Origin of the sequence: Chitinophaga alhagiae (assembly GCF_003568665.1) — a bacterium.
In the GTDB taxonomy this organism is placed as follows: Bacteria; Bacteroidota; Bacteroidia; order Chitinophagales; family Chitinophagaceae; genus Chitinophaga; species Chitinophaga alhagiae.
Genome location: NZ_QXMH01000002.1, coordinates 603430 through 623925, shown reverse-complemented (window position 1 = coordinate 623925; position 20496 = coordinate 603430). Strand labels below are relative to the sequence as shown.

General features: G+C 54.2%; 19 protein-coding genes. 6 read left to right on the top strand and 13 right to left on the bottom strand.

Annotated features, from left to right (window positions below):
• Nucleotides 1-62 precede the first annotated feature (62 nt).
• Genes D3A97_RS13490 through bamJ form a run of 3 tightly spaced genes read left to right on the top strand, consistent with a single transcriptional unit; the run spans nt 63 to nt 3454 of the window.
• Nucleotides 63-1961 carry a CocE/NonD family hydrolase gene (locus D3A97_RS13490; protein ID WP_119079014.1) on the top strand — a complete coding sequence of 633 codons (1899 nt, stop codon included), beginning with the start codon at nt 63-65 and terminating at the stop codon, nt 1959-1961.
• A 27-nt stretch (nt 1962-1988) separates the two neighbouring features.
• Complete coding sequence (locus D3A97_RS13485) at nt 1989-2690, top strand: membrane or secreted protein (RefSeq protein ID WP_119079013.1); 702 nt, start codon at nt 1989-1991, stop codon at nt 2688-2690.
• 38 nt (nt 2691-2728) lie between these two features.
• Nucleotides 2729-3454: a BamJ family beta-barrel-assembly machinery protein gene (bamJ, locus tag D3A97_RS13480; protein WP_119079012.1), complete on the top strand. Its 726-nt coding sequence runs from the start codon at nt 2729-2731 to the stop codon at nt 3452-3454.
• Between the two features lie 166 nt (nt 3455-3620).
• Here the strand turns inward: bamJ and D3A97_RS13475 are convergent, their stop codons facing one another.
• The 7 genes from D3A97_RS13475 to D3A97_RS13445 are packed head-to-tail and all read right to left on the bottom strand — an operon-like array spanning nt 3621 to nt 10935.
• Complete coding sequence (locus D3A97_RS13475; protein WP_119079011.1) at nt 3621-4616, bottom strand: chorismate synthase; 996 nt, start codon at nt 4614-4616, stop codon at nt 3621-3623.
• On the bottom strand, nt 4613-5887 hold the full coding sequence (gene aroA, locus D3A97_RS13470; protein WP_119079010.1) for a 3-phosphoshikimate 1-carboxyvinyltransferase: 1275 nt from the start codon (nt 5885-5887) through the stop codon (nt 4613-4615). The genes D3A97_RS13475 and aroA overlap by 4 nt, the downstream gene beginning before the upstream one ends.
• Nucleotides 5888-5896: 9 nt before the next feature.
• Nucleotides 5897-6922: a 3-dehydroquinate synthase gene (gene aroB / locus D3A97_RS13465; protein WP_119079009.1), complete on the bottom strand. Its 1026-nt coding sequence runs from the start codon at nt 6920-6922 to the stop codon at nt 5897-5899.
• A 23-nt stretch (nt 6923-6945) separates the two neighbouring features.
• Nucleotides 6946-8031 (bottom strand): chorismate mutase, encoded by a 1086-nt coding sequence (locus tag D3A97_RS13460; protein ID WP_119079008.1) that lies wholly within the window; start codon nt 8029-8031, stop codon nt 6946-6948.
• Nucleotides 8032-8070: 39 nt separating this feature from the next.
• The gene (locus D3A97_RS13455; protein ID WP_119079007.1) at nt 8071-8913 is read right to left on the bottom strand and encodes a prephenate dehydrogenase; all 843 of its coding nucleotides are present in this window, start codon (nt 8911-8913) and stop codon (nt 8071-8073) included.
• The gene (locus D3A97_RS13450; protein WP_119079006.1) at nt 8910-10094 is read right to left on the bottom strand and encodes a pyridoxal phosphate-dependent aminotransferase; all 1185 of its coding nucleotides are present in this window, start codon (nt 10092-10094) and stop codon (nt 8910-8912) included. The genes D3A97_RS13455 and D3A97_RS13450 overlap by 4 nt, the downstream gene beginning before the upstream one ends.
• A 10-nt stretch (nt 10095-10104) precedes the next feature.
• Nucleotides 10105-10935 carry a prephenate dehydratase gene (locus D3A97_RS13445; protein ID WP_119079005.1) on the bottom strand — a complete coding sequence of 277 codons (831 nt, stop codon included), beginning with the start codon at nt 10933-10935 and terminating at the stop codon, nt 10105-10107.
• A 699-nt stretch (nt 10936-11634) separates the two neighbouring features.
• Between D3A97_RS13445 and D3A97_RS24840 the strand changes: the two genes are divergently transcribed.
• From D3A97_RS24840 to D3A97_RS13430, 3 genes are read left to right on the top strand one after another with little or no spacing between them, the layout of a single operon-like run.
• Nucleotides 11635-11958 (top strand): hypothetical protein, encoded by a 324-nt coding sequence (locus D3A97_RS24840; RefSeq protein WP_157986532.1) that lies wholly within the window; start codon nt 11635-11637, stop codon nt 11956-11958.
• A gap of 35 nt (nt 11959-11993) precedes the next feature.
• The gene (locus tag D3A97_RS13435; protein ID WP_232825961.1) at nt 11994-12548 is read left to right on the top strand and encodes an RNA polymerase sigma factor; all 555 of its coding nucleotides are present in this window, start codon (nt 11994-11996) and stop codon (nt 12546-12548) included.
• Between the two features lie 21 nt (nt 12549-12569).
• Complete coding sequence (locus D3A97_RS13430; protein WP_119079002.1) at nt 12570-13646, top strand: trypsin-like peptidase domain-containing protein; 1077 nt, start codon at nt 12570-12572, stop codon at nt 13644-13646.
• 78 nt (nt 13647-13724) lie between these two features.
• On the opposite strand, the gene D3A97_RS13425 is transcribed toward D3A97_RS13430, so the two are convergent.
• The 6 genes from D3A97_RS13425 to D3A97_RS13400 all read right to left on the bottom strand — a co-directional run bounded on the left by D3A97_RS13425 (nt 13725) and on the right by D3A97_RS13400 (nt 20486).
• Complete coding sequence (locus D3A97_RS13425; RefSeq protein ID WP_119079001.1) at nt 13725-14495, bottom strand: carboxypeptidase-like regulatory domain-containing protein; 771 nt, start codon at nt 14493-14495, stop codon at nt 13725-13727.
• A gap of 170 nt (nt 14496-14665) precedes the next feature.
• Nucleotides 14666-14851 carry a CsbD family protein gene (locus tag D3A97_RS13420; RefSeq protein ID WP_119079000.1) on the bottom strand — a complete coding sequence of 62 codons (186 nt, stop codon included), beginning with the start codon at nt 14849-14851 and terminating at the stop codon, nt 14666-14668.
• Nucleotides 14852-14921: 70 nt separating this feature from the next.
• Complete coding sequence (locus D3A97_RS13415; RefSeq protein WP_157986531.1) at nt 14922-15854, bottom strand: aldose 1-epimerase; 933 nt, start codon at nt 15852-15854, stop codon at nt 14922-14924.
• 162 nt (nt 15855-16016) lie between these two features.
• Entirely contained in the window at nt 16017-17345 is a 1329-nt protein-coding gene (gene xylA / locus D3A97_RS13410; protein WP_119078998.1) for a xylose isomerase, read from the bottom strand.
• Between the two features lie 12 nt (nt 17346-17357).
• Entirely contained in the window at nt 17358-18851 is a 1494-nt protein-coding gene (locus D3A97_RS13405) for a xylulokinase (protein ID WP_119078997.1), read from the bottom strand.
• A gap of 21 nt (nt 18852-18872) precedes the next feature.
• The gene (locus D3A97_RS13400; RefSeq protein ID WP_119078996.1) at nt 18873-20486 is read right to left on the bottom strand and encodes a sodium/sugar symporter; all 1614 of its coding nucleotides are present in this window, start codon (nt 20484-20486) and stop codon (nt 18873-18875) included.
• Between the last annotated feature and the right edge of the window lie 10 nt (nt 20487-20496).

The following is a 20496-nucleotide window of genomic DNA, read 5'->3' as shown; positions in this document are numbered from 1 at the left end:
ATTTTGGCCCTAAGTTACGGCAGATCGGTTATATTTAACATCACTGACCAATAAGCCGAGATATGAAGAAAAGCCTTGTTCTGCTGCTATTCCTCTGCGCCCGGGTAACCCTTTCCGCGCAAACCGCGGCAGATTCCCTCTGGTTCCTGGAAAACTACACCAAAAAAGAAGTGCTGATACCCATGCGGGACGGCGTACAGCTGTTCACGTCCATTTACGCGCCCAGGAACAACGCAGAGCAACACCCCGTGCTGCTTTCCAGAACGCCCTACTCCTGCGCGCCGTACGGGGAAAAAGCGTTCAGGCCCTTCCTGAGCAGGTCCCCATATTACATGCACTATTTCAGGGAAGGGTACATCATTGTGCTGCAGGATGTGAGGGGAAGATGGATGAGCGAAGGGGAATTTGTGAACGTAAGGCCCTTCAACCCCAGCAAACAAGGCAAAACGGACATAGACGAAGCCAGCGATACATATGATACCATAGACTGGCTGGTGAAGAACCTGGCGCACAACAACGGCAACGTGGGCGTATTCGGCATTTCCTACCCCGGCTTCTACTCCACCATGGCCGCCCTTAGCGGACACCCGGCCCTGAAGGCGGTAAGCCCGCAGGCCCCGGTAACAGACTGGTTCGTTGGGGACGATTTTCACCACAACGGCGCCTTCTTCCTTAACGACGCCTTTGCCTTTTACAATGCCTTCGGCAAACCGCGGCCGCAACCAACCACTGTGCCGCCCACCGGCTACGATTTCAAGGTGCATGACAACTACAAATTTTACCTCGAAGCCGGCCCCCTCAACAACCTGGCGGCCATGATAGGTGACAGCATCCAGTTCTGGAAAGACCTCTACGCCCACCCTACGTACGATAACTGGTGGAAAGCCCGCAATATCCGCAACTTCATCAAAAACGTGCAGCCGGCATCGTTAGTAGTGGGCGGCACGTTTGACGCGGAAGATTGCTTCGGCGCCTGGGAAACCTACAAGACCATTGAAAAGCAAAGCCCAACAACCAATAACCGCCTGGTGATGGGCCCGTGGTACCACGGCCAGTGGGCCGCCGCAGACGGCACCTTCATGGGCAACGTACGCTTCGGGAGCAACACGTCTGAATGGTACCAGCAGAACATAGAAATACCTTTTTTTGATCTTTACCTGAAAGGCAAGGGCCAAGGCCCCAACATGCAGGAAGCGGCCATCTTCTTTACCGGTGAGAACCAGTGGAAACAGTTCCCTTCCTGGCCTGCGCCGGGCATGCAGGAAAAAGCCATCTACCTGCAACCGGAAGGCGGGCTAGCTTTCAGCAGGCCCACCATCGCCAACGCCTACACGGAATACCTGAGCGACCCCGCCAAACCAGTGCCATATACGGAAGATGTGCATTTTGTGCGTACCATCAGTTACATGACGGACGACCAGCGGTTTGCATCCCGGCGGCCTGACGTGCTGGTGTTCCAGACCGCCCCGCTGGAGGAAGACCTTACGCTGGGCGGCCCGCTGGTGGCAGACCTGCGGGTAAGCATCAGCACAACGGACGCGGACTTTGTAGTGAAGCTGATAGATGTATTCCCGGACGATTTCAGCTATGGAGACCCGCCCGCTCCCGCCTCCCACTACCGGTACACGCCCGGCGGCTACCCCATGGGCGGTTACCAGATGCTGGTGCGCGGGGAGCCCATGCGCGGCAAATTCCGCAACAGCTTTGAAAAGCCCGAGCCCTTTGTACCCGGTAAACCCACAGCGGTTAAATTCACCCTGCCAGATATTGCGCACACTTTCAAAAAAGGCCACCGGCTGATGGTGCAGGTACAAAGCAGCTGGTTCCCGCTGGTAGACCGCAACCCGCAGCAGTTCACCAACATTTACAAAGCGGCAGACAAAGACTTTATCAAATCGAACATCAGGATATTTCACGATGCAAGCAGGCCATCCAGCATTGTTCTGCCTGTGCTGCATTGATTTTAACCACGTTAAAAAGTACGCAATATGAAACACTTATTTTCGGCGGCACTGCTGCTGCTTACCCATCTTTCCTTTGCCCAGGGCGAGCTGACAGGCGCCTGGCAATTAACGCCCACCGGCAGCGAACCGCAAACCGTACGCATTATTGAAGACGGGTATTTTATGCAGACCCTGTTTGACCAGGCCGGCAAACAGTTCGTGAGCACCCTGGGCGGCCGCCTCACCGCTTCCGGCGGCAACCTTACGGAAGTGATTGAGTTCAATACGGCAGACAAGGAGAACGTAGGCACTACCAATACCTGCACCTACAAACTGGAAGGCGGCCAGCTGACCGTGAACTGCGCCGGCAAAAGCACCGTATGGCAGCGCATAGATGAGGGCAAAGCTCCTCTTGCCGGCACCTGGCGCATTACCGCGCGGGAAAACAACGGCAAAATGGACCCCATGCGCCCCGGCCCGCGCAAAACCCTGAAGATACTCTCCGGCACCCGCTTTCAATGGGCGGCCATCAACGCCGAGACCAAAGAGTTTTTTGGCACAGGGGGCGGCACCTATACTTTTGAGAACGGCCAATACACGGAAACCATTACCTTCTTCAGCCGCGACAACAGCCGCGTAGGCATGAGCCTCGGTTTTAACGGCAAGGTAGACGGCAAACAATGGCACCATAGCGGCAAAAGCTCAAAAGGCGACCCTATCAGCGAAATATGGAGCAGGATTGAATAATGTGCCCTATATTGCGTTTCAAATTTTACAGACCCGGTATGACCAGAAAATGCCTGTTTATCGCGCTAAGCATGCTGGCGGCACAAGCGGCCTACAGCCAGAAGAAACCGGCCGCCAAACCTGCGGCGGCCACCAAACCCTTGCTTGCCAGCACACTAGACTCCGTGAGTTACACCATCGGTAACGACCTGGGGCAGATGCTCAAAGGCCAGGGGCTTGACAGCCTGAACCTGAAACTGTTGTTCAAAGCCATTGAAGACCATTACAAAGGCAAAGCGCCCATGCTTTCCGCGGAACAGGGCACCATGCTGGTAAGGGACTACATCCTGAACAAAAACAAGGCGGAAGGTGAAAAATACCTGGCTGCCAATAAAAAGAAAGCAGGCGTGGTAACATTGCCCAGCGGTTTGCAATACCAGGTGCTCAAGGCCGGCACAGGCCCCAAGCCTACTACGAACGACAAGGTGAAGGTACACTACCACGGCATGCTGATAGACGGCACTACGTTTGACAGCTCCATTGACCGCGGCGAGCCGCTGACGCTGCCGGTAACGGGCGTTATCCCCGGCTGGACGGAGGCGCTGCTGCTGATGCCCGTAGGCAGCAAGTGGAAGCTCTTCATCCCCGCCCAACTGGCCTACGGCGAAAGGTCCGCCGGCCCCAAGATCAAACCCAACAGTGCGCTGGTGTTTGATATAGAACTGCTGAACATTGAAGCGGCTATTCCCGCGGAAGCACCGCCGGCGCCGCCTGTGAAGGAATAAAAGAAGATCATAGAAAACAAAAAGGGCTGGCAGAAAGATGTGAACACTTTCTTGCCAGCCCTTTTTCCGTTCATGCATGTTGCGGTAAAAAAATCTATTACAACAAAAGCGGGCAGGAAGTAATTTCCTGCCCGCCTGCTATTGCGTTTCATCAGTTCGTTATTCCCTACTTCCACACCCTCGGCGCGCGCATTTCCAGCAGCATAAAATCCGCCAGCACCATGGCCGTTACGGCTTCCAGCACTACCGGCACACGCAGGGCAATACACAGATCGTGGCGGCCTTTTACGGAAAACTCTTCCACCTGGCCGCTCACAACGTTGAGCGTTTCCTGCACTTTGGGGGTGCTGGAGGTGGGCTTCACCGCTATGCGGAACACCAGCGGGTTGCCGTTGGTGATACCGCCCACCACGCCGCCGGCATTGTTGGTAGCGGTTTTACCGCTCTTGTCAATAATGGCGTCGTTATGTTCCAGGCCTTTCATTTTAGCGGCGGCAAAGCCCGCGCCAAATTCAATGCCCTTGATGGCGGGAATGGCAAATACGGCATGCGCCAGGCTGGACTCCACAGAATCGAAGAAAGGCTCTCCAAGGCCAATGGGCAGCCCGTCTACCGTACATTCCACAATACCGCCCACAGAATCTTTGGCGGCAATGGCCGCTTCCAGGCCCTGCTCCGCATCCGGGTAGCCGCCTACTTCTTTCAGCACGGCCTTTACCTGGATGTTGCTACCCAGTATCTTTTTGGCAATAACGCCGGCCGCTACCAGGTTGAGGGTGAGGCGCCCGCTGAAGTGGCCGCCGCCGCGGTAGTCTTCAAACCCGCCATACTTCTGCGTAGCCACAAAATCCGCATGGCCGGGGCGGGGAAACTCGCGCAGCTTGGCATAGTCCGCGCTGCGGGTGTTGTTGTTCTCGAACAGGATGGTAACGGGCGCGCCCGTGGTATGATCGTTGAACACACCGGATTTCAGGAAAGGCAGGTCTTCCTCCTTGCGGGGCGTGGTACCTTTGGCGCCGGCTTTGCGCCGCTCCAGGTCCGGCAGAAAATCTTCCTGCTTTAAAGGAATACCCGCCGGCACCCCGTCTATGTTGACGCCCACACTTTCTCCGTGAGACTCGCCAAAAACATTTACCCTGAAAATTCTTCCGAAACTGTTCATGATTGTACTTTTTCTTCTTTGGTTACTGCGGCGCCCAGCGCGGCAATATGGTCATAAAATTCCGGGTAGGATTTATCGATGGCCTCCGCATTGTCTATTGTTACCGGGCCGCTGGCCGTGAGGGCCGCTACGGCGCAGGCCATGGCAATACGGTGGTCGTTATGCGAATGTACGGAAGCGCCTTTGATACCGGTGCCGCCGTGTACCAGCATGATGTCTCCTTCCAGGTCTATTTGAATGCCCATTTTCCCGAACTCCTGCTGCAGGGTGAGGCCGCGGTCGCTTTCCTTGTGGGCCAGGCGGCTTACGCCCTTGATGCGCGTAATACCGTTGCAGTTGGCCGCCAGCGCTACCAGCGGGGGAAACAGGTCCGGGCAGTCTGTTGCGTCCATTTCAAACGGCTTCAGCTCTTTTTTGACAATGATCATGGTGAACACGCCGGGCAGTATTTCCGCGCCTGCTTTTTCGAGCGCTTCCATAATGGCCTTGTCTGATTGCGCGCTTTGCGTGTTGAGGTGATGCACTTCCGCCTTGCCGGCCACCGCGGCGGCCACCAGCAAAAATGCCGCGCCGCTCCAGTCTCCTTCCACGGTATACTCCACCGGCTGGTAGGCCTGTTTGCTGTCAAAGTGGAACACTTCAAAATTCTCCTGCCGCACCTTTACCCCAAAATGCTCCATGATCTGCAGTGTAAGGGCAATGTAAGGTTTGCTTTTCAGGTCTTTTACCGTAATGGCCGCCTTGTCTGCCACCGCTCCGAAGGCCATCAGCAGGCCGGTGAGGAACTGGGAAGAAAGGGAACCGTCTATGGTAATGTTGTTGGCCTGCAGCGGCCCTTTGATTTCCAGCGGCAGCTTGCCTTCCCTGCTTTTGATCTGTACGCCCAGCTGCGGCAGCACTTCCTCAAAAAAGTGCATGGGCCGGGTAACCAGGCTGCCGTGGCCGTTAATGGTGATGGCCATGTCTGCCAGCGCGGCAATGGGCGTAAACATGCGGATGCCCAGGCCGGACTCCCCGCAGTTGATCTCGTCATAGAAGGGCTGCACGCCTTTGCCGGTGATGTGGATAGACTCGTCTACCCGTTTCACCATGGCGCCCAGGTGTTCCGCTACTTCCAGCGCGGCCAGGCAATCGTTGCTCAGCCCCGGGTTGTGTATGATGGTCCTCCCTTTCGCCAGCAAAGCCGCTGCCACCGCGCGCTGCATGGCGCTTTTGGAGGGGTTGGCGGTAACGGTGCCTTTGATGGTTGAAGGTGAAATGGAAACTCTCATAATTGACTGTTACAGTTCTTTTAATATTTGTTTCAGCTCGTCAAGAGGGATCGGGTGCGTGGTGGCCTTCCCGATCTCTTCCAGCAGTACAAAGTGAATATGGTCTTTCTCGCGCTTTTTGTCCAGCCTGAAAATATTGAACACCTCATCCTTGTCAGACTGCATGGTTACCGGCAGGCGGTAATCATTGATCAAACGGATGAGCCGGTTGGTTTGTTCGGATGGCAGCTTGGTTATTTTTTCGGAGATCTTAGCAGCTGCTACCATCCCGATGGCCACCGCCTGGCCGTGTGCAATATTCTCCAGCTTTTCAACCGCATGCCCGAGGGTATGACCAAAATTCAGCCAGCGGCGTACACCGCTTTCGAACTCATCTTCCAGTACAAATTTGGTTTTGGTCGCTACCGATTTTTCCACCAGGTATTGCAGTACGCTTACATCCTGCTCCAGGGCCTTGTCTTTGTTGTTTTCCAGGTAGGTAAACAACTCCGCATCATATATGCAGGCATATTTGATGATCTCTGCAAAGCCGTTGCACCATTCCGTTTCGGGCATGGTAGCCGGCAGGCTGTAGTCGAACAGGATGAAGGCGGGCTGGTTGATGGTGCCCAGCATGTTCTTGTGCATGCCGTGGCTCACCCCGTTCTTGCCGCCAATGGAAGCATCTACCTGGGCCAGCAGCGTGGAAGGTACAAACCCGAAGGGGATGCCCCGCATGTAAATGCTGGCCGCAAAGCCGGTAATGTCTGTCAGCATGCCGCCGCCAATGCCTACCAGCATGGTTTTGCGGTCTGCCTCCAGTTCTATCAGGCCGTTGATGATCTGTTCCACCACGTTCATGGTCTTGTTCTCTTCCCCGTCCGGCACTACCAGCTTTTTCCAGCCGGGCAGCACCTCCGCGTAGTGATGGTCTACATTCTCGTCCAGCAGCAGAATGGTACGGTCTTTATCCACATATTCCGCCAGGTTGGCCAGGCTTTCGCCGAGGTAATACTTTGTGGTGGAATGTTGAAAGCGGTGCGATTGCGTTGTCATATGTTATACTGAAAAAATTGGGCTTAGTCGTTCATCACTTTGTTCTGGCGGTTGATGGATTCCAGGTGTACCGCATCAAAGTATTTCAGTACGAAATCTTTGGTGAGGCCCAGCTTTTCGCCGGCGCGGATGCCGCGGTCCAGTATCTCGTTCCAGCGGTTGGTCTGCAGGATGGTGATGTTGTTCTCCTTCTTGTACAGGCCGATCTTTTCCGCAATTTTCATCCGGTTGCCCAGCAGCAGCAGAATTTCATCATCAATACCGTTGATCTGGTTACGCAGTTTTTCCAGGGCGGTGTTAAATTCTTTCTGGTCTGTACGCTCGTGCCTCCAGGTGATATTGTCCAGCATCTCACCGAATTTTTCAGGCGTGATCTGCTGTTTGGCATCGCTCCATGCATTGTCAGGGTCTACGTGCGTTTCCAGCATCAGGCCATCGTAATCCAGGTCAATGGCTTCCTGCGCTACTGCCTGCAGAATATCGCGGCGGCCGCTGATGTGGCTGGGGTCGCAGATCATGGGCAGCTCGGGGTGGCGGCGTTTCAGCTCAATGGCCAGGTGCCACATGGGAGCGTTCCTGTATTCTGTATTGCCGTAGCTGGAGAAGCCGCGGTGAATGAGGCCCAGCTTTTCGATACCGGCTTTCTGGATACGCTCTACCGCGCCGATCCACAGTTCCAGGTCAGGGTTGATGGGGTTCTTGATGAGCACGGGCACTTTCACGCCTTTCAGCGCATCCGCCACGTCCTGCACGGAGAACGGGTTTACCGTGGTGCGGGCGCCTATCCAGAGAATGTCCACGCCGAAGTGCAGCGCATCTTCCACCTGCTTGGCGGTAGCCACTTCCACGGCCACCGGCATACCGGTCAGCTCTTTGGCTTTCTGCAGCCAGGGCAAACCCTTGGGACCGATGCCTTCAAAAGAACCGGGGCGGGTGCGGGGTTTCCAGATGCCTGCGCGCAGCACATCCACTTTACCTGTTTTAGACAGCGCCAGCGCCGTGGCCAGCACCTGCTCTTCTGTTTCTGCGGAGCAAGGCCCGGAAATGATCAGCGGCTTTTTGTCTGAAGCCGGATCGGCGAATTTTGTTTTTGCTAAGATCTGTTCCATTGTAATATGACGTGTTAATAATTGACCGGATGTTGTTTTTTATTTCAGGATCTTTTTGATCTTGTTACTCTTTTGTATCAGTTTATAGAAGGTATCGTAGTCTTCTTCCTGCAGCAGTTTTTTCATTTGCTCCAGCTGGTGGATGTGTTCTTCCAGCACGTCCAGCACATTGTTGCGGTTGTGCTTGAAGATGGGCACCCACGTATCAGGCGAGCTTTTGGCGAGGCGCACGGTAGATTCAAAACCGCCGCTGGCCAGTTCAAAAATGCGGCCCTGCTCCTTTTCTTTCTTCAGCACCGTAAGCGCCAGGGCAAAGGAGGTGATGTGGGAGATGTGAGACACGTAAGCGGTATGCAGGTCATGCTCTTCCGCGTTCATGTACACCGTGCGCATGTTCAGCTTGTCTACCATGGCCTCTATCAGCTCCACCGCATCTTCATCGCTGTTCTTCACATCGCAAAGCACCATTGTTTTTTGCGCAAACAGGTTGCGTACGGCCGCATCCGGCCCGGAGTACTCGGTGCCGGCCATGGGGTGGGCGGCCACAAAACGCCCCCGTTTGGAATGACCGGCAACGAGCTGCAATAATTTTTGTTTGGTAGAGCCTACGTCCATGATCACATGTTGCGGGCCCACCTTGTCCAAAATAGAGGTAAGGGTCTGGAGCAGGGCGTCTACCGGTATGGCCAGTATGATCAGCTGGCTGCGGTTCATGGCATCTTCCAGGGTAGCGCCTTCATCAATGATGTTCAGCTCCTGCGCCCTTTTCACGTTCTCTTCGTTAAAGTCTACGCCGATCACCCAGTTGGCCACGCCTTTTTCCTTGAGGCTGATGGCCAGCGAACCGCCTATTAATCCTACTCCTACTACGGTTGCTATCATATTTTCACAGTTTGGGATACGGGGATGGATTGTTGCACCCGGGCTATGGCCTCTTCAAACACCTGCTCGCTGCGGCAGAGGCTCACACGGATGTAGCCGTTGCCGTTGGCGCCAAAAATGCCGCCGGGCGTAATGAATACATGGGCTTTCTGCAGCACCTCGTCACTTACGGCAAACCCGTCTTTATAACCGGCCGGGATCTCCGCCCATACGAACATACCGGTTTGCGCGGTATCGTACCGGCAACCCAGCAGGTTGAGCAGCTCAAATACTTTTTTGCGGCGGGCGGCGTAAATGGCGTTCAGCTCCGCATACCATTCCGGCCCCAGCTCAAGGGCGGCCACTGCCGCCATTTGCACGGGCTGGAACATGCCGGAGTCCATATTGCTTTTGAAACGCAATACATCGTTCAGCAATTCCGCGCGGCCCGCCAGCATACCCACGCGCCAGCCGGCCATGTTGCCGCTTTTGCTGAGGGAGTTCAGTTCCAGCGCTACTTCCATAGCGCCCGGCGTAGCCAGCAGGCTGGCCGGCTGATCGTTCAGGATGAAGCTGTACGGGTTATCGTGGCAAAGCAATATCTGATGTTTTTTGGCGAAAGCCACCAGCTGCGTAAAAGTGCCGGCCAGCGGCTGCGCGCCGGTGGGCATATGGGGGTAGTTCACCCACATGAGCTTCACGCGGCTCAGGTCCGTTCTCTCCAGCGCCGCCAGGTCCGGCTGCCAGCCGTTGGCCGCGCTCAGAGAGTACGTTACTGGCGTGGCGCCGCTCAGCTGCACGGCGGAGCGGTAGGTGGGGTAGCCGGGGTCAGGGATCAGCGCCTCATCCCCTTCCTGCAGAAAGGTCATGCAGATGTGCATGATGCCTTCCTTGGAGCCGATGAGGGGCAGCACTTCCCGCTCGGCGTCAAGCGTAACACCGTAAAAGCGGCCGTACCAGGCGGCCATGGCCTGCCGCAGGGCCGGTATGCCCTTGTAGCCCTGGTAAGCATGGGTGCCGGGTTTGGCGGCATGCTCATTCAATGCCGCTACCACGGAGGGATGCGGCGGAAGGTCCGGACTCCCGATACCCAGGTTGATCACATTTGCACCCGCTTTGTTCATATCATCTATTTCGCGCAGCTTGCGTGAAAAGTAATACTCTTCGGTGTGTTGCAATCTTTTGGCTACAGTTGGTTGCATGTGCGTATGATTAATTGTGCGTTTTGCCTTTTTTGTAAATGCCCAGTACCGTCAGGTGCTCGGTGAGCGGCGTAATTTTTTTCAGTGCCTGCTGGAAATGCGCAAGGGTGTCAAATTCCATGTCCGCATGAAAATAATAATGCCATTCCCTGGCCGGTATCGGAAAACTCTGGATCTTGCTCAGGTTGATGCCTTCGGCGGCAATTTTGGTGAGCACTTTGGCCAGGCTTCCCCTTTCATTGGAAGTTTGGAAATATACGGAAGATTTGTTGGCATCCGCGGGCGCTTCCACCCCGTTCCTTGAAATGGCCAGGAAGCGGGTATAATTGTTTTTGGCCGTATGGATGTTGGGAGCAATGATATCCAGTTCAAAAAGCTCCGCCGCCAGCTGCCCCGCTATGGCCGCGGTGGCTTTCAGCTTCTTCTGGCGCACATGTTTGGCGCTGAGGGCCGTGTCTTCCGTTTCCACCAGCTTGATCTGCGGGTATTGGGCCAGGAAGTCCATGCACTGCAGCAGGGCCATCGGGTGGGAATGTACTTCCCGGATGTCTTCAATGGCCTGCCCCGGCAGTACCATCAGCTGCTGGTTAATTTGCAGGTACAGCTCTCCCATGATGTGCAGCCCCGAGTTTTTCAGCAGGCTGTAATTGGGAAGGATGCTGCCCGCAATGGAGTTCTCGATGGCCATCATGCCGCCATCCACGCCGGCCTCACCGTTCTTCACCTTGCGCACCAGCTCCGGAAAGGAAGCGCAGGCTTCAATGGTATGCTGCTTGCCGAAGTACTTCTGTACGGCTATCTGGTGAAAACTTCCTTCAAATCCCTGAATTGCGATGTGCATAAAAACTGGTTCGTATTTGTATAAAAAAAGGGCCCCGCGAGCCGGGACCCTTCAATTGTTAGTTATGATAAACTGTTGTTACAAGAGAGTCCCGCTTTCTTCCTGGTAAAAGAAAAAGTAAAAGAAATACAGGCTAAAGCTCTTTTGCGACATATATTCAGTTTATTGTAATTCATTGTAATAAGAAAGGCCCCCTTTTTCAGGAGGCCCGTTATATTTTCAGCTATTTTAACAACAACGAACCTCCTATTCCTGGAACCAGAAAAAGTAAAATCCGTAAAAGTAACCAACGGTACGTTGTTGCATGATGCGTTTGCTTTATTGTTTGATGGTACAAAAGTAAGGCAGGGTTTCAATTATTCAAACAGGAGTGTGAAAAAATACATTTTATTGAATAAAACGAGGCTTTCAATAGATTTTATTCAACAACCATCCCCTTTCCGCGCGAATATGAATACCCGGAGGGCCGATTGCATGCTATAGCAAATATTTATATACCTGGCTGGCGGCCTGCTTACCGAATAATTGACCATCTATAGGGCAACCATGGACCAGCTATGGAGCATCCATAGCCAAGGTCATGGGCAGCTATATACAGGCCCTGGTTGAACCACGGCCCATGGCTGCTCTTGCCATATTACAATTAACCCAAATAAAAAAGTCCCGGCACTGGGCCGGGACCGGATTAAATATCCTTGATTGCTTGCCTATAATTATTTAGCAGAGTCAGCAGGAGCTATAACAGCAGAATCAACTGCAGCGGCAGCGGAGTCAACTACAGCAGAATCAACAGGAGCAGCAGTGTTTACTGCGCTGTCAATAGAAGCGGAATCGCTAGTGTTGCTGGTAGAAGCACTGTTACAAGCTGCTACGAAAAGACCGAGGGCGAGAGCCAGGAAACCTACTTTTTTCATTTTAATCGTTTTTAAGGTTTTTGAAATGAGATTTATACTTTATACCGGGCAGGGCAAAAAGGTAACCCGCCGTTTCAAAAAAAAAATTTTGGTTACTTTGGGTTACTAAAAGACGTTTAACCGTATTAATAAGTGAATAATCTTTTGCAAATAGAACGGGACAGGGAATTGTTGCTCGGGCTGGCCGCCAATGACGACAAATCGTTGGAAGCCATTTATTTAGAGAATTTCCCGGCCATTGCCAGGATGATCTTACAGCATAACGGGTCTGAAGATGATGCGAGAGACGTTTTCCAGGAAAGCATGATCGTGTTATATGAAAAGGTGCAGGAGGGCAATTTTATTCTTTCCAGCCGGCTAAAAACCTTCCTTTACGCGGTTTGCCGGCGCATCTGGCTGAAAAAGCTGCAGCAGTCCGCCTTCCAGGGGCCCATTTACGAGGAGCTGGAGGAAACGGCCGCGGCGGAAGAGGCCCTGGAAGCCCAGGTGGAAAAAGACCAGCAGTTCGCCCTCATGGAAGAAGCGCTGGGCAAAATGGGGGAGCCCTGCAAAACCATCCTGGAGGATTATTATGTACATGGCAGTTCCATGCAGGAGATTGCGGAACGTTTTGGCTATACCAACGCGGAAAATGCCAAAAACCAGAAGTACAAATGCCTGATGCGGTTGAAAAAATTATTCTTTGCTCAATATAAATAAGTCCCGGAAGGACACTGTGAAATGAACGATATACACTTGATACAGGAAATAGAGCGCTACCTTGATGGCGACATGAGCGTTCCGGAACGGGAGGCTTTTGACGCCCTCCGCCGTAACGATCCCGCTATTGACAGGCAGGTAACCGAGCACCGGTTGCTGCTGCAGCAAATGCGGGCCAACGCCGCGCGGAAAGACCTGCTCCGCCGCATGGACGCCATTCATACCCGGGCGGAAGTGCCGGTAACAGCCAAACCCTCCGCCCCGGTTATCAATATACGCAGCCGGCGTACCTGGCTGAACCTGGCCGCGGCCGCCTGTATTGCCCTGGTTACCTCCCTGGCTACCATGGCTGTGATGCAGAAAGCGGTCAAAAACTCCTCTACCGCCCAGTATGAAGACGTGAGAAGGGTGCTGAACAACATGCAGCGCTCCCAGAACGCCCTCATCCGCGATATCAAAAGCAATAACAAGGCCCCCCTCAACCCCGGCACCTATGGCGGCACCTGCTTTGCCATTTCCCGGAACGGTTACATGGTTACCAATTATCATGTAATTGCAGGGGCGGACTCTATCTATATCCAGAACAACAAAGGCGAAGCCTTCAAGGCCGTCAGCATATTTGAAGACGTATCGAGCGACCTGGCGGTGCTGCGCATAGCAGACTCCACCTTCCGCTCCGCTCCCCTGCCCTACGCCCTGAAGCAGCAACCCATCCGCCCGGGTGAGGAAGTGTTCAGCATGGGCTTCCCGAGAGACGAAATTGTATACGGTAAAGGTTATATCAGCGCCCAAACCGGTTTTAACGGAGATACCCTGGCCTACCAGGTGTCTATTCCCGTCAACCCCGGCAACAGCGGCGCACCTCTCCTGGATGCAGACGGGGAAGTGATAGGCATCATCACCGGCAAACAGTCCTCTTCAGACGGCATTGCCTTTGCGGTAAAATCAGGCCACCTGAAACGCCTGCTGGACGAGCTGCCGAAAGACAAGTACGCCAAACGCGACCTGAAACAGAAAAGCCAGCTCATGGGCCTGAACCGGGTAGATCAGTTGAAGAAACTGGAAGATTTTGTGTACATGGTGAAAGTGTACAACTAAGCCGCCGCTTACATCGAAATTAAGAATGAAAAATAAAGGAGATAGCCGGAGATGATCCGGCTTTTCCATTTAATATCCTCACTGGTCAGGCTTCAGCGTTACATTCGGGTCTTTCTTCCACTGTTTGGCCCTTTCGGATATCCAGAAGATCAGGGTCTCATTGTTCATGTTCCGCAGCATTTCATACGTAGGCGTATACTTTTGCGTGAAACGGAGCAGGGAATCTCCTGAAAGCCCCGTTACCCGGCTAACGAACGTTTTGGAATACCGGTAATCCACATACGCCTGCTTTTCGTGCTCGGCAAACAGCTTCTTGAACTTGCGCAGGTCTTTTTCCTTGCGGGAGCCGCGGGTGAAGGGGCTGAACACCAGGCCAAAGCCCCCGGTGCTTCTCTTGGAAGTATCTACCAGCGAACGGTTGTGTGTTTCCAGCCAGGGCTTGAACTCTTCATACCGCGCCAGGGAATCCAGCTGGTAAGGGTTCCATTTACCGGATATTTCCACTTCCTGCAGAAAGTTCTCCCGCAGTTTGAGCCGTATGTCATGCACCTCCGTACCTGTTTCACTGCGTACCTTGAAACTGTCCGGCTCATACCCCACAAAGGAGATCAATATCTCATCTCCCCTGTTGGCATTGATGCGGTAGTACCCGCCAACATCCGAAAACACACGGGCGCCCGTTGTTTTATTGCGGATGGTAGCGGGGTATAACACCAGCTTTTTTGATGTGTCTGTGATCTGGCCACGCACCAGCACGGGAGACTCAAATTGTGCCTGGGCCTTGTGGGTGATGCCTCCTGCCAGCAGGCAGGTCAATGCGAGAAAGGGAAACAGTCTGATGGCTTTCATCCGTTCATATTTAATGGCTTCATATAACTATTAACAAATATGCCTCAAAATAGTTAAGCCAGCGTGTTATGTGTGAATGCCGCCTGTTAAATGTATCCTAAAATAGCGTTTCCGGCGCACCCTGCAAGGTATCGCCGGAAACGGCCATAGCGTTGTTCTTTTTTTGCTTTTTACAAAGACCGGATGAGTGATATCACCTCATCCCTGCTTTTGCCGAGCTTTATCTGGATCTGGCCTATCAGCCTGTCGTCTTTCCCGCGTTCGTAGCGTAGATCGGAATCCGACAAATCCTCAAACATGCTTTTCAGCTTTTCTTTGATCTCGTTCCACCGGTCCTTGATCATCAGGATGTCCATACCATCAGATTTAATTGTGAATAATAAGGGGTCTGCGGTATGAAATCCAAAGTTTGTGCCAAAACGGCTGTTATCCCCGCACACGCAGTGTGGTACTGAATTGCAGGCTTTCGCCGGGGGCCAGCTTTACCAGTCCCAGGCCGTTATTGAAGGCATTGGGCGCACCGGTAAGGTTCTCTATGGCAATGCTTCTGCGGTGGGGAGGCGTATACACCTGCAATACCGGGTAGGCGGTGGAAGGGTGAAATTCTATGGTTACCTGCTCCCTCGGGTCGTGCAGGGTGCATAACGGGGAAGGCTGGGTAAAATCCAGCAGGAAAGAATTGTCCAGCTGCACCCCCTCCAGCTTTTTAGCCTTTGTAAAGGTGGTGTAGGGCAGCACTTTGCCGGTGGGTATCAGTTTTTCGTCAAATTCCACCATTTCTTTTGACCAGAACTGCAATTCCAGTTCGTCTACACTGCCGCCGGTAGTGAAATACGGATGCCAGCCGTCCATAACGGGAATGGTTTCCGTATGGTGGTTGAGCACGGAGGTGGAGATCTCCAGCGTATTTTCCGCCAGCAGCCGGTAACGCACGTTACAGGTGTAAGGGAAAGGATAGCCGGGGTCCCAGCCATTGTAATGGTATTCCAGGTCTATCACCGCATCCTGGCTGCCGGCCTCTTCCAGTATGAGCGTAAAGGCCTGGTCATACAGCAGGCCGTGTATGGGCGATTTCTGTATTTTCCTTTCCACGCCGTTCCACTGGTAAACGGCGTCTTTAATGCGGCAGGCAAACGGGCTGAGCTTGGCGCTCTTGAAGCTGTCCTGTATACGGCCGTTATAGTCATCCATGCTGCCATAGCTGTCTATCACGTTGAGCGGGCCCTTTGCACGCGGAATGATGAAGCCGTGCAAAAGCGCGCCCAGCGAGGGTATTACCTGCACACGCGCGCCATCGTCATCAGCCAGCTCAATAATGTCAAAACCGTTTTGGGAAAGGTGTTGTATGGAGAATGCCATGTTTTTTCCGCGCAAAATACAAAAAGGCACGGAGGAGGGAAAGTAAAATGAATGCTGTGGCAACATTTGTGTACACCGGCGCCAGCATGGTTTCGCAAAATGAAAAGGGCCGGCTGCATGCAGCCGGCCCTTTTTTTGTATCAGTTGATAGTTATGTTCGGGCTAAATGTACTGGTTCACCAGGTTCTCCAGCCACTCCTGCCGGCCGCTGATCTGCTTCGGCTCTCCGTTGGCCATGGCAAAGCTGCGCAGGTCTTCCAGCGTCAGTTTGCCTGACTCAAATTCTTTTCCTTTGCCGCCGTCAAAAGAAGCATACCGTTCCGTGCGGAACTTTTTGTAGGGAGACTCGCGCAGTATGCGGTCTGCAATGAAGGCCGCGCGGGCAAAGGCGTCCATACCGCCAATGTGGGCGTGGAAAATGTCTTCCAGGTCTGTAGAGTTGCGGCGGGTTTTGGCATCGAAGTTAACGCCGCCGCCTGCAAAACCGCCGGCTTCCAGTATCACCAGCATGGTTTCCGTCAGCTCGTTCAGGTTCATGGGGAACTGGTCTGTATCCCATCCGTTCTGGTAATCTCCGCGGTTGGCGTCTATGCTGCCCAGCATGCCGGCGTCTGCGGCTACCTGCAGTTCATGCTGGAAGGTGTGGCCGGCCAGGGTGGCATGGTTCACTTCAATGTTCAATTTGAAATCCTTGTCAAGCCCGTATTCACGGAGAAAGCCTATCACCGTGGCGCTGTCATAGTCATATTGGTGTTTGGTGGGCTCACAGGGTTTAGGCTCAATGAAGAAGGTGCCTTTGAAGCCCTGCTTGCGCGCATAATCACGCGCCATGCCGAGGAAGCGGCCCAGGTGGTCCAGCTCCCTTTTCATATTGGTGTTGAGCAGGCTCATGTAGCCTTCGCGGCCGCCCCAGAACACGTAGTTCTCGCCGCCCAGGGCAATGGTAGCGTCCAGCGCATTTTTTACCTGCGTGCCGGCGTAAGCCACCACCGCAAAGTCGGGATTGGTGGAGGCCCCGTGCATGTACCGCGGGTTGCTGAACACGTTGGCCGTGCCCCAGAGCAGCTTCACGCCGCTGGCCTGCTGTTTTTCCTTTGCATATGCCACTATCTGCTGCATATGGCTTTCATACTGCGCCAGGCTGCTGCCTTCGTCTACCAGGTCTATATCGTGAAAACAATAGTACGGTACGCCCAGTTTGGTGATAAACTCAAATGCGGCGTCCATCTTGTCTTTGGCCTGCTGCACGGGGTCTGCCGCGGTGAGCCAGGGAAAGGCCTTGGTACCGGGACCGAAGGGATCTCCACCCGTACCGCAGAAGGTATGCCAGTAGCTGACGGCAAACTTGAACAGCTCCCGGAGGGATTTGCCGTTGATCTGTTTGGTTTCATCGTACCACTTGTAGGCAAACGGGTTGTCTGACTTTGGGCCTTCATACTGGACCTTTCCAACAGAAGGGAAATAAGTTTTGTTACCGGTGATGATATTCATAATAACGGATTTTTAAAGTGTAGATAAAATCTGCTGCAGGCGTGCGTCCCATTTGCTGTAGGCTTCACTGTACGCCTGCTGCTTTTCTTTTTCCGGGGCAATGGTGGCCAGGCATTCCATGCCGATGAACGCGTCCTGCATGGCGGCGTAACGGCCGCTGCCCACCCCTGCGGCGCGCGCGGCGCCCAGCGCGCCGTCTGTGTTATAAAGTTCAATAGTAACGCCCGCGGTATTAGCAAATGCTTCGCGGAAGAGCGGGCTGAGGAACATATTGGCTTTGCCCGCGCGCACGCGGTTGATCTGCAGGCCCATATCCCGCATAATATTAACGCCGTAGGTAAGCGCATTCACAATGCCCTCCTGCCCTGCCCTCAGCAGGTGCGCCTGCTGGTGTACGCCGAAGGCCAGCCCTTCTATACTGGCGCCGGGCAGGCGGTTGGCCAGTATCCTTTCCGCGCCGTTGCCGAAAGGGAATACCTGCAGGCCTTCCGCGCCTATGGGCGCAGTGGCGGCCAGTTCGTTCATGGTGTTATAATCCATTCCGCCGGCAATGGAGCGCAGCCAGCTATTGAGGATGCCGGTGCCGTTGAGGCACATCAGCACCCCGTTGCGGATGGCTTCCGGCCGGTGGTTCACGTGTATAAAGGTGTTGACCCTGCTTTGTTCATCGTAGGCCACCTGGTTGTGCACCGCGTACACTACCCCGGAGGTACCGGCGGTGGTAGCGGCTTCTCCCGGCTCCAGCACGTTGAGGGAAAATGCGTTGTTGGGCTGGTCTCCCGCCCGGTAGGTAACGGGTATGCCGGCGCGCAGCTTCAGCAGCTCCGCAGCTTTGGCCGTTAACCGGCCCTGCTCACCGAAAGTGGGCACCACGCGGGATAGCAGGGCGGGATCTATGTTGTACTGCTCCAGCAAAGGGGCAGATACCTGCTGTTCCGCAAAATCCCAGAAGATGCCTTCAGACAGGCCGGATAAAGTGGTGCAGGCTTCCCCGGTGAGGCGCATCGCTATAAAATCCCCAGGCAGCATAATGTGCCTGATCTTTGCGTATACATCCGGTTCATGCTGCTGTACCCAGCGCAGTTTTGACGCGGTAAAATTACCGGGCGAGTTGAGGAGGTGGGGCAGCGTATACCGGTTGCCCAGCGCCGCGGCGGCGGCTTCTCCGATGCTTACGGCCCGGCTGTCGCACCAGATGATGGACGGCCGCAATACCTGCTGCTGTTCATCCACGCATACCAGGCCGTGCATCTGGTAAGCAATGCCGATGGCGTTCACCGCGGCGGCGTCAAAAGGGTGTTGGCGTTGCAGGGCGTGCGTGGCTTTCACCACTTCCTGCCACCACATTTCGGGGTCTTGCTCCGCCCAACCTGCGCGCGGCACCCGGATGGCCAGCTCCTCCGCGGAGCCGGTGGCGGCGGCCAGGCAGCGGCCCGTGGCGGCATCCAGCAAGGTGGCTTTAATAGACGAGGAACCAATATCGTAGCCGATCAGGTATGCAGACATGGGAAAAATAATTATTCACTGTTACCAAAATACTGTATATAACGCCGCGAGTACGCCGCAGATGATAATGGCGCCTACGGTAAACGCGGGGTTCAGCCTGAACATGGAAGCATCCACTTCCAGGCCTTTCGGGTTGTTTTTGCTCTTGGGGTCCAACAGGCTGATAATGCCCATGATCACCACAATAATGATGAATACCCAGCCCATCCGGTTAATGAAGGGCAGCTCGGGCATACCGAACTTCAGGGCCACAGACAGCGGAATGGCCAGTATGGCGCCCGTCAGCGCGGCGTTGGCCGTGGTGCGCTTCCAGAAGAAGCCCATAATGAAAATGGCGAATACCCCGGGAGAAATAAAGCCGGTATATTCCTGGATGAACTGGAAACCCTGGTCCAGGCTCTTGAGCGCAGGCGCCACCAGCGCGCCAATGATAATGGCCACTATGATGGTGTAGCGGCCCACTTTTACCTGGTCCTGCTCGCTGGCATCTTTGTTGAAGAAATGTTTGTAGATATCCAGCGTAAAGATGGTGGCAATACTGTTGGCCTTACCGGCCAGCGAAGCTACAATGGCCGCCGTGAGCGCCGCAAAAGACAAGCCTTTCAGGCCCGCGGGCAGCAGGTTGAGCAGCACGGGGTACGCATGGTCAGGCTTAACGGTACCGGCAGCGTCCATCATCTCCTGCTGGAACATGCCGTTCTTGTAGAGCACATACGCCGCAATACCCGGCAGCACTACGATCACCGGCATCAGCAATTTCAGGAAACCGGCAAACAGCAGGCCGTTGCGGGCGGTTTTCAGGTCTGCCCCCAGCGCGCGCTGCGTGATGTACTGGTTGCAGCCCCAATAGTTCAGGTTCACGATCCACATACCGCCTATCAGCACCGCCAGGCCCGGCAGCTCTTTATAATGTTCGCTGGAAGGTTCAAATATCATGTGGAAATGCTCCGGCGCTTTTTGCCGCAGCAGCCCCAGCCCGTCCCACATACCGCCGCCGCCAAAGTGGTCAGACACCAGGTTGAGGGCCAGGTAAGTAGTGGCCAGGCCGCCCAGTATGAGGAAAAACACCTGTATCACATCCGTATAACCGATCACCTTCATACCGCCCAGCGTAATAAAGATGGCGAAGACAGACAGCGCCATTACGCAGGTCCAGAACGGTATGCCGGAAATGGTCTGAATGGCCAGCGCCCCCAGGTACAGGATAGACGTAAGGTTCACGAATACGTACAACAGCAGCCAGAACACCGCCATGGCCGTGCTCACCCGCCCGTCGTACCGCTGCAGCAGGAACTGCGGCATGGTGTATATCTTGTTCTTCAGGTAAATGGGCAGGAAAAATATGGCTACTACCAGCAATGTGGCCGCGGCCATCCACTCATACGTGGAAATGGCGAGGCCCATTTTAAACCCGGAACCAGACATGCCGATGAACTGTTCCGCGGAAATATTGGACGCGATCAAGGACGCGCCAATGGCCCACCAGGTAAGGGAGCCCTCCGCCAGGAAAAAGTCTTTTGTATCTGTTGAGGCTTTCCTTTTCTTTTGATAGATATAATAACCGTAACCGGCTACAATAACAAAGTAAAATGCGAAAACCAGGTAGTCGAGTGGCAGTAAACTCGTGTTGTTCATATTTGATCAG

Bases quoted from the DNA above. Each gene is read 5' to 3' on its own strand.
- D3A97_RS13490 (WP_119079014.1), top strand. From the start codon at position 63: ATGAAGAAAAGCCTTGTTCTGCTGCTATTCCTCTGCGCCCGGGTAACC.
- D3A97_RS13485 (WP_119079013.1), top strand. From the start codon at position 1,989: ATGAAACACTTATTTTCGGCGGCACTGCTGCTGCTTACCCATCTTTCC.
- bamJ (WP_119079012.1), top strand. From the start codon at position 2,729: ATGACCAGAAAATGCCTGTTTATCGCGCTAAGCATGCTGGCGGCACAA.
- D3A97_RS13475 (WP_119079011.1), bottom strand. From the start codon at position 4,616: ATGAACAGTTTCGGAAGAATTTTCAGGGTAAATGTTTTTGGCGAGTCT.
- aroA (WP_119079010.1), bottom strand. From the start codon at position 5,887: ATGAGAGTTTCCATTTCACCTTCAACCATCAAAGGCACCGTTACCGCC.
- aroB (WP_119079009.1), bottom strand. From the start codon at position 6,922: ATGACAACGCAATCGCACCGCTTTCAACATTCCACCACAAAGTATTAC.
- D3A97_RS13460 (WP_119079008.1), bottom strand. From the start codon at position 8,031: ATGGAACAGATCTTAGCAAAAACAAAATTCGCCGATCCGGCTTCAGAC.
- D3A97_RS13455 (WP_119079007.1), bottom strand. From the start codon at position 8,913: ATGATAGCAACCGTAGTAGGAGTAGGATTAATAGGCGGTTCGCTGGCC.
- D3A97_RS13450 (WP_119079006.1), bottom strand. From the start codon at position 10,094: ATGCAACCAACTGTAGCCAAAAGATTGCAACACACCGAAGAGTATTAC.
- D3A97_RS13445 (WP_119079005.1), bottom strand. From the start codon at position 10,935: ATGCACATCGCAATTCAGGGATTTGAAGGAAGTTTTCACCAGATAGCC.
- D3A97_RS13430 (WP_119079002.1), top strand. From the start codon at position 12,570: ATGAACGATATACACTTGATACAGGAAATAGAGCGCTACCTTGATGGC.
- D3A97_RS13425 (WP_119079001.1), bottom strand. From the start codon at position 14,495: ATGAAAGCCATCAGACTGTTTCCCTTTCTCGCATTGACCTGCCTGCTG.
- D3A97_RS13420 (WP_119079000.1), bottom strand. From the start codon at position 14,851: ATGGACATCCTGATGATCAAGGACCGGTGGAACGAGATCAAAGAAAAG.
- D3A97_RS13415 (WP_157986531.1), bottom strand. From the start codon at position 15,854: ATGGCATTCTCCATACAACACCTTTCCCAAAACGGTTTTGACATTATT.
- xylA (WP_119078998.1), bottom strand. From the start codon at position 17,345: ATGAATATCATCACCGGTAACAAAACTTATTTCCCTTCTGTTGGAAAG.
- D3A97_RS13405 (WP_119078997.1), bottom strand. From the start codon at position 18,851: ATGTCTGCATACCTGATCGGCTACGATATTGGTTCCTCGTCTATTAAA.
- D3A97_RS13400 (WP_119078996.1), bottom strand. From the start codon at position 20,486: ATGAACAACACGAGTTTACTGCCACTCGACTACCTGGTTTTCGCATTT.